The 8,879-nt window shown below is 76.0% G+C and carries 5 protein-coding genes; 4 read left to right on the forward strand and 1 reads right to left on the reverse strand.

Going from position 1 to position 8,879, the window contains the following annotated elements; translation table 11 throughout:
• The 4 genes from FOE67_RS09110 to nudC form a co-directional block, all read left to right on the forward strand.
• Positions 1 to 3,023: ATP-dependent helicase (locus tag FOE67_RS09110; RefSeq protein WP_182662351.1), on the forward strand; the 3,023-nt coding region annotated here is incomplete at its 5' end.
• A 214-nt stretch (positions 3,024 to 3,237) separates the two neighbouring features.
• Positions 3,238 to 3,948 (forward strand): immunoglobulin domain-containing protein, encoded by a 711-nt coding sequence (locus tag FOE67_RS09115; RefSeq protein WP_182662353.1) that lies wholly within the window; start codon positions 3,238 to 3,240, stop codon positions 3,946 to 3,948.
• A 195-nt stretch (positions 3,949 to 4,143) separates the two neighbouring features.
• On the forward strand, positions 4,144 to 7,545 hold the full coding sequence (locus FOE67_RS09120) for an ATP-dependent DNA helicase (protein WP_323384543.1): 3,402 nt from the start codon (positions 4,144 to 4,146) through the stop codon (positions 7,543 to 7,545).
• 9 nt (positions 7,546 to 7,554) lie between these two features.
• The gene (gene nudC, locus FOE67_RS09125; RefSeq protein WP_182662355.1) at positions 7,555 to 8,487 is read left to right on the forward strand and encodes an NAD(+) diphosphatase; all 933 of its coding nucleotides are present in this window, start codon (positions 7,555 to 7,557) and stop codon (positions 8,485 to 8,487) included.
• Positions 8,488 to 8,534: 47 nt separating this feature from the next.
• Here the strand turns inward: nudC and FOE67_RS09130 are convergent, their stop codons facing one another.
• Positions 8,535 to 8,777: a mycoredoxin gene (locus tag FOE67_RS09130; protein ID WP_182662357.1), complete on the reverse strand. Its 243-nt coding sequence runs from the start codon at positions 8,775 to 8,777 to the stop codon at positions 8,535 to 8,537.
• Positions 8,778 to 8,879 lie beyond the last annotated feature (102 nt).

Raw genomic sequence — 8,879 nt, forward strand, 5'->3', positions numbered from 1 at the left:
CCGCCACCCCCCTGGCGACGACCTTCCACTCCCTGTCCTGGGCCCTGCTCCGCGCCCACCGGGACCGTTCCCTGTACGCCGAGCCGCCCCGCCTGCTCTCCGGCCCCGAACAGGACCTCTTCCTCCGCGAGCTGCTCGCCGGCCAGGTCGAGCTGGAACGCACCGGACGCGGCCGGACCTGGCCCGACGAACTGCGGGCCTGCCTGACCACCCGCGGCTTCGCCGACGAGCTGCGGGCCGTGCTGGCCCGCAGCCGGGAACTGGGCCTGGACCCCGAGACCCTGGCCGGCTTCGCCCGCCGCGCCGGCCGCGCCGACTGGGAGGCCGCGGCCGACTTCCTCGCCGAGTACCTGGACGTCACCGAGCAACAGGGGGTGCTCGACTACGCCGAACTGGTGCACCGGGCCGCCCGCCTGGTGGAGGACCCCGCGGCGGGCGTCCGCATCCGCGCCGCCTACGACCTGGTGCTGGTGGACGAGTTCCAGGACACCGACCCCGCCCAGGTGCGGCTGCTGCGGGCCCTGGCCGGCGACGGCCGGGACCTGATCGTGCTGGGCGACCCCGACCAGTCCGTCTACGCCTTCCGGGGCGCCGACGTCGGCGGCATCCGGGAGTTCCCCACCGCCTTCCGCACCCGCGACGGCCGGCCCGCCCCCGTCACCGTGCTGACCACCAACCACCGCGCGGGCTCCGCCCTGGTGGAGGCATCGGGCCGGCTGACCGCCCGCATGCCGCTCGCGGGCCTGCCCGCCGGGGCCGTCCGGGCCCACCGCTCGCCGGTCGCGACCCGGGACGGCGGCCGGGTGCGGGTGCTGACCTTCCCCGGGCCCGGCGCCGAGACCGCCGGGATCGCCGACCTGCTGCGCCGTGCCCACCTGGAGGACGGGGTGCCCTGGCGGGAGATGGCGGTCCTGGTCCGGGCCGGCGCCCGGTCCCTGCCCGCCGTGCGCCGCGCCCTCTCCACGGCCGGGGTGCCGCTCCACGTGGACGGCGACGACCTGCCGCTGCGCCACGAACCGGCCGTCGCCCCCCTGCTCACCGCGCTCCGCGCCGCGGCCGTGCCCGACGGGCTCGACACCGAAACCGCGCTGGACCTGCTGACCTCCCCCCTCGCCGGCTCCGACGCCGGTGAACTGCGCCGCCTCGGCCGTGCCCTGCGCGACGAGCAGCGGGCCGCCGGGACGGCCGTCCCCGCCCCCTCCGACGAACTGCTGGCGCGGGCCCTCGCCGAACCCGAACGCCTGGTCGCCCACGGCGCCCCGGGGGTCGAGAGGCTGGGCCTGCTGCTGCGCAAAACCCGCGAACTCCTCGCCGGCGGCGGGACCGCCGAGGCGGCGCTGTGGGAGCTGTGGGACGGCACCGAGTGGCCCCGGCGACTGGAGCGGGCCGCCCGCCGCGGGGGTGCCGTCGGCCGCAACGCCGATCGGGACCTGGACGCGGTGTGCGCCCTCTTCGACGCCGCCGCCCGTGCCGAGGAGCGGGAGGGCGGCCGGGGCGCGCTCAACTTCCTCGCCGAACTCGAGTCGCACGACATCGCCGCCGACACCCGCGCCCCCCGTGCCCTGCGACCGGACGCCGTCCACCTGATGACCGCGCACCGCTCCAAGGGGCAGGAGTGGTCGCTGGTGGTGGTGGCGGGCGTGCAGGAAGGACTCTGGCCCGATCTGCGACGCCGCGGCTCGCTGCTGGAGGCCGACCGGATCGGCCCCGACGGCCTGGCCGACCCGCTGAGCCCCGCCGCGCTGCTGGCGGAGGAACGCCGACTGTTCCACGTGGCCTGCTCACGCGCCCGCGACCGGCTGGTGGTCACGGCCGTGCGGGGACCCGAGGACGGCGACCAGCCCTCCCGCTTCCTCGGTGAACTCGGGGTGGAGCCGGTGGACGTGACCGGCCGCCCGCCCCGGCCGCTCGCCCCGGCCCCGCTGGTGGCCGAACTGCGCGCCACCACGGTGGACCCCCGCGCCTCGGGGGCACTGCGCCGGGCCGCGGCCCGGCGACTGGCCCGACTGGCGGCCCTGCGCGACGAGGAGGGGCACGCCCTGGTCCCGGCCGCCCACCCGCAGCGCTGGTGGGGACTGCGCGAGCCCACCGACCCCGGTGTGCCGCTGCGGGACCCCGGGGCCCCCGTGGCGCTCAGCGGCAGCGCCGTCGGGCGGCTGGTGGACCTGTGCTCCCTGCAGTGGTTCCTCGGCCGCGAGGTGCACGCCGACGCCCCGGCCACCACCGCCCAGGGCTTCGGCAACGTCCTGCACGTCCTCGCCGACGAGGTGGCCTCCGGAGCCACCCCCGCCGACCTCGACGTGCTGATGGCCCGGCTGGACGGGGTGTGGGACGCCCTCGCCTTCGAGGCGCCCTGGCACTCCCGCCAGGAACGGGAACAGGCGCGGACCGCCCTGGAGCGCTTCCTGCGCTGGCACGTCCGGCAGGGCGAACTCGGCCGCCAACCGATCGGCAGCGAGAAAGAGTTCGACGTCACGCTGCCCGCCGGCCCGCACCGGGTGCGGATCCGGGGGGTCGTCGACCGGGTGGACCGGGACGCCGAGGGGCGGGTGTACGTCGTGGACTTCAAGACCGGCGGCTCCCCGCCGAGCCGGGCGGAGGCCGAGCGGGACCCGCAGTTGGCGGTCTACCAGCTGGCGATGCGTCACGACGCCGATCCGGCCGACGCGGCGGCCCGGTCGGGCGGCGCGGAACTGGTCCACCTGCGGCAGGGCGCGCCCCGGGCCGAGGGGGGCCCGGCGCTGCCGCTGCTGCGCGTGCAGCCTCCCCTGACAGAAGGCGCCGAGGGAGCCGAGGGGGGCCACGACGGTGCCGGGGACGGCGGGTGCCCCGCCCCGGGAACCGACGGCGACGGCGGCGCGGGGGAGCCCGGCGACGACCGTTGGGTGGGGCGGTTGCTGGCCGAGGCCGCCGGGCGGGTGCTCGACGAGCGCTTCACCCCCGCCCCCGGCCGGCACTGCGGCCGGTGCGCCTTCCGGGGGGCCTGCTCGGGGCGGGCCGAGGGGCGCCACGTGGTGGAGTGAGCCGGCCCGGGCCCCCGCCGCGGTTCGACGGTGACCCGGGTGTGGGCCCGCCCGCTCCGGGCAGGCGGGCCCGGAACGGTCCGGCCGGGGCCCCGGGGCGGTGCGTGCGGAACCGTGCGGGTGTGATCGGATGTCCTGGTTCTGTGAACAGGGCGTCCCGGTCACCGTCCCCCCGGCGGACCGCGGAACGCGTCCCCGAATGAGGAGCACACCCTTGAAAGCCAAGACGAGCATCCTGTCCGTCCTCGCCACCGGTGCGCTGCTGGCGGGCGTCACCGCCTGCGGCGGCGGTGGCGCGCTGGACGGCATGGACGCCGACGAGATCGCCGAGCGGGCCCGGACCTCCATGTCCGAGCTGTCCTCCCTCCGGATGGAGGCGGAGCTGGGCACTCCCGAGGAGGGTGGGGTCTTCGACGTGGCGATGTCCACCGACGGGGAGTGCCGCGGCTCCATGACCATGGAGGGCGCCGAACTCGAGTTCATGGTCGTGGGCGGCACCTCCTACATGCGGGGTGACGAGGCGTTCTGGTCGCAGCAGGGCATGGACGGCGAGGCCACCGCCGAACTCGTCGGCAACCGCTGGATCATCGCCCCCGAGGGGCAGGGCGGCTTCGGCGAGACCTGTCAGCTGGACCGCTTCCTGGAGGACCTGAACAGCGAGTCCGACGAGGAGCGCGACTGGGAGCGCGTGGACGGGGAGACCATCGACGGCACCGAGACCGTCGGCATCACCCGTACCGAGGAGGACGGCAGCACCGTCACCGTCTACGTCGCCGACGAGGACGACGCCCACATCCTGCGCATGGTCAACGACAGCGAGACCGACGGCGGCACCGTCGAGTTCTCGGAGTTCGACGAGGACATCGACGTCGAGGCCCCGGCCGACGAGGACACCGTGGACTTCACGGAGCTGATGGGCGGCTGAACCGCCCCGTGACGGGGCCCGGGCGGGAACCCCCGCCGGGCCCCGCCCCCGCTCACCCCGGGCGGGGGCGGGGCCCGTCGGTGCCTGCCGTTAGCCTGTCGGACTGTGTCCGATCGATCCGCGTCCCGCCCGATTCCGTCCCCCCGCTCCGCCGGGGGGACGCCGCGTGTCCGGATCCGGCGCCCGGCGGACCTGGTGGAGCTCCTCGGCATCCCCTTCACCGAGGAGCAGCTGGCCTGCATCACCGCTCCGCCCGAGCCGCAGGTGATCGTCGCCGGCGCCGGCTCGGGCAAGACCACCGTGATGGCCGCCCGGGTGGTGTGGCTGGTCGGCACCGGCCTGGTCGCCCCCGAGCAGGTGCTCGGCCTGACCTTCACCAACAAGGCCGCCGCCGAACTCGGCGAGCGGGTCCGCACCGCGCTGCGCCGCGCCGGCGTGCTCCCCGCCCCCGGCTCCCCCGCTCCGGTCGGCTCGCAGGAGGGGGACGGCGAACCGCACGCGGGGGAACCGGAGATCTCCACCTACCACGCCTTCGCCGGGCGCCTGCTGACCGAACACGGCCTGCGCGTCGGCGTGGAACCCTCCGCCCACCTCCTCGCCGACGCCTCCCGCTTCCAACTGGCCGCCGAGGCGCTGCGCGCCGCCGGTCCCGGTTTCGTCGCCCCCACCGGAAGCTCCACCGGCACCACCCGCGGCTTCCCCGACCTGGTGCGCGATCTGGTGGCCCTGGACGGCGAACTCTCCGAGCACCTGGTCGACCCCGCCGACCTGCGCGCCCTGGACACCGCCGTCCGCGCGGAGATCGCCGCCCTCCCGCGCCCCAACGCCGACCTGCGCCGGATCGCCGAGGCCGCCCGCGGCCGGACCGAACTCCTCGGCCCGGTCGAGGAGTACCGCTCCCGCAAACGCGCCCGCGACCTCATCGACTTCGGTGACCAACTCGCCCTCGCCGCCCGCCTCGCCCGCGACGTCCCCGCCGTCGGCCGGGCGCTGCGCGACCGCTTCGCGGTCGTCCTGCTCGACGAGTACCAGGACACCTCGGTCGCCCAACGGGTGATGCTCTCCGGCCTGTTCGGCGAGGGCACCGGGCACGCCGTCACCGCCGTCGGCGACCCCTGCCAGGCCATCTACGGCTGGCGCGGCGCCTCCGTCGCCAACCTCGACGAGTTCCCCGACCACTTCCCGCACCGGGACGGCACCCCCGCCCGCCGCCGGTCCCTGACCGAGAACCGCCGCAGCGGCGGTCGCCTCCTGCGCCTGGCCAACGACCTCGCCGCACCGCTGCGCGAGCGCCACCCCGGCGTCTCCCCCCTGCGCCCGGCACCCGACGCGGAGGAGGAGGGACGGGTGCGCTGCGCCCTGCTGCCCACCCACGCCGACGAGTTGACCTGGCTCGCCGACTCCATCGCCCACCTGGTGAACACCGGCACCCCGCCCGGCGAGGTCGCCGTGCTGTGCCGTACCGCCGGGGACTTCCCCGCCATCCAGCGCGAACTGGTCGCCCGCTCGGTGCCGGTGGAGGTCGTCGGCCTCTCCGGGCTGCTCCACCTGCCCGAGGTCGCCGACCTCGTCTCCGTCTGCCGGGTCCTGGTGGACCCCACCGCCAACGCCGACCTGGTCCGGATCCTCACCGGCCCCCGATGGCGGATCGGCCCCCGCGACCTCGCCCTCCTCGGCCGTCGCGCCCGCCTCCTGGTCCACCGCGAGCGGCCGGACGGCGAGGGGCCCGACCACCGCCTGGCCGCCGCCGTCGAGAGCACCGACCCCGCCGAGACGATCTCCCTCGCCGACGCCCTGGACACCTTCGTCGGCGGCGACCGACCGGGCGGCCCGGGGTCCGCCGGAGTCGAGGAGCCCGCCGACGACCTGCCCTTCTCCGACGAGGCCCGGATCCGCTTCGCCCACCTCGCCGCCGAACTGCGCGAGCTGCGCCGGGGGGTGGCCGACCCGCTCATGGACGTCCTGCACCGGGTGCTGACCGTCACCGGACTGGAGATCGAACTCTCCGCCTCGCCCACCGCCCTGGCCGCCCGACGCCGCGAGACCCTGGAGGCGTTCCTCGACACCGCCGCCTCCTTCGCCGCCAACGGACGCCGCACCGCCGTGGACGGGGACACCCACCTGCCCGCCTTCCTCGCCTTCCTGCGCGCCGCCGAGCACTACGACAAGGGACTGGACGGCTCGCTCCCCGGCGGCGAGGACACCGTCAAGGTGCTCACCGCGCACAAGGCCAAGGGCCTGGAGTGGGACGTGGTGGCCCTGCCCGGCCTGTACCGCAAGGGCTTCCCCCAGGAACGCGGCCAGGACTCCTGGCTGCGGCATTCGCACGTCCTGCCGCAGCCCCTGCGCGGGGACGCCGCGACCCTGCCGGCGGTGCGCGAGTGGAGCGCCGCCGCACTGCGCGAACACGCCGAGGAGGAGAGGTTCCACCGGGAGCTGGAGGAACTGCGGCTGGGCTACGTCGCCTTCACCCGCCCCCGCTCCCTGCTGCTGGGCTCGGCCCACCGGTGGGGACCGGAACAGAAGCGTCCCAGGGTTCCCTCGGGGTTCCTGCTGGCGCTGCGCCGGCACTGCGAGGAGCACCCGGCGCACGGCGAGGTCGAGGCGTGGGCGGAGGAACCGGCCGAGGACGCGGTGAACCCGCTGCTGGAGGCGGAGCGCGGACCGGGGGAGTGGCCGCTGCCGCTGGACCCGGAGGCCACCCACCGACGGCGGGAGGCGGCCCGCCTGGTCCTGGCCGAACTGCGCGGCTCCGACGGCCCGCCGGACGGGTCGCCGGAGGACCCGCCCGACGGCGCGACCGGCGGACCGGGCACGCTCCCCGCCCCCCGCCCCGGGGCCGACGAGCGCGGTGGGCCCGGGGACCCCGACGACACGGCGGAACTGACCCCCGAGGAGCGCCGGCTCGTCGCCTCCTGGGACCGCGACCTCGGTTCCCTCTCCGAGGAACTGCGCCGGGCCCGCTCCCGGGTCCGCGAGGTGCCGCTGCCGCTCTCGCTGTCCGCCTCCCAGCTCCAGCGGCTGGCCGCCGACCCGGAGGGCTTCGCCCGCGAGCTGGCCCGCCCCATGCCGCGTCCCCCGCGCCCCGCGGCCCGTCGGGGCACCCGCTTCCACGCCTGGGTGGAATCCCGCTTCGATCAGGTGGAGCTGCCCCTGCTCGGCGACGACGAACAACCCGGAGGCGACCCCGAGGAGGACCCCGCGATCCGGGACGAGCGCGAACTGGCCGCGCTCAAGGAGGCGTTCGCCCGCACCCCCTGGGCCCACCGCACCCCCCACCGGGTCGAGGCGCCCTTCGAGCTGCGACTCGCCGGCCGGGTGATCCGCGGCCGGATCGACGCCGTCTACCGCACCGACGACGGCTGGGAGATCATCGACTGGAAGACCGGCCGGGACCACTCCGCCGACCCGCTGCAACTGGCCGTCTACCGGGTGGCCTGGGCCGAGCGGCACGACCTCCCGCTGTCCCGGGTCACCGCCGCCTTCCTCTACGTGCGCACCGGCGAACTGGTGCGGCCGGCGGTGCTCCCCGACCGGGCCGGCCTGGAGGCGATCCTGCGGGGGGACGCGTCATGGGCCCTCAACGTCCCCGGTTAGGCTTCCGTCATGCGCAACACTCCGGACAACGCCGTCCAGCCGATCGCCATGACCGGGACCGGCGGGATCGACCGGGACGCCGGCCGGCGAATCGACGAGGCGTGGCTCGGAGCGGCGTGGAGCCACCCCACCACCAGGGTGTTCGTGGTCTCCTCCGGGCGTGCGCTGATCGAGGACACCGCCGACGGCCGCACCGAGCTGGTGACGATGCCCTCCTTCGACGCGCCCCTGACCGAGGCGCACCGCTACTACCTGGGCACCGACGCCGACGGCGTGCGCTACTTCGCCCTCCAGAAGGACGAACTGCCGGGCCGCATGGACCAGGCGGCCCGCCCGGCCGGGTTGCGCGAGGCCGCCGCCCTGCTGGACGACCGCGACGCGGCGCTCCTGGTGCACGCGATCGCGCTGGAGAACTGGCAGCGGATGCACCGCTTCTGCTCCCGCTGCGGCGAGCGGACCGTGATCGCGGCGGCCGGTCACATCCGGCGCTGCCCCTCCTGCGGGGCGGAGCACTACCCGCGCACCGACCCGGCGGTCATCACGCTGGTCACCGACGCGGAGGACCGCATTCTGCTGGGTCGGCAGATGCACTGGCCGGAGGGGCGCTTCTCCACCTTCGCGGGGTTCGTCGAACCGGGCGAGTCGCTGGAGGAGGCCGTGGTGCGGGAGATCGAGGAGGAGGTCGGCATCACCGTCTCCGAGCCCCGCTACGTGGCCAGCCAGCCGTGGCCCTTCCCGTCCTCGCTGATGCTGGGCTTCCTGGCGAGCGCCCGGACCACCGAGATCCGGGTGGACGGGGAGGAGATCGAACAGGCCCGCTGGTTCTCCCGGGACGGACTGCGGGCCGCGATCGAGTCGGAGGAGGTCTCGCCCCCCTCCGGCATCTCGATCGCGGCCCGGCTCGTGGAGATGTGGTACGGCGGACCGCTGCCCCGCCCCTGAGCGGACGGGACCGGGCCGCCGGGCGCGGGGACGCGCCCGGCGCGGTCTCAGGCCGCGAGCTTCGCCCTCACCTGGGCCAGCGAGGGGTTGGTGAGGGTGCTGCCGTCCTCGAAGAGCAGGGTGGGAACGGTCTGGTTGCCGCCGTTCGCCTTCTCGACCAGCGCCGCCGCCTCGGGGTCGTGCTCGATGTTGACCTCGGTGTAGGCGATGCCCTCGCGGTCCATCTGGCCCTTGAGCCTGCGGCAGTAGCCGCACCAGGTGGTGCTGTACATGGTCACGGTGCCGGCCATGGCGATCGTCGGTCCTTCCCTCGGGGGCGGTGGGGGACGCGGGGGCGTCCGGCCGGTCAACGTCCGACACGCCCCCGAGCTGTCTCGTATACACATCCGACG

The sequence above is a fragment of the Streptomyces calidiresistens genome, from assembly GCF_014141525.1.
Taxonomy (GTDB): domain Bacteria; phylum Actinomycetota; class Actinomycetes; order Streptomycetales; family Streptomycetaceae; genus Streptomyces; species Streptomyces calidiresistens.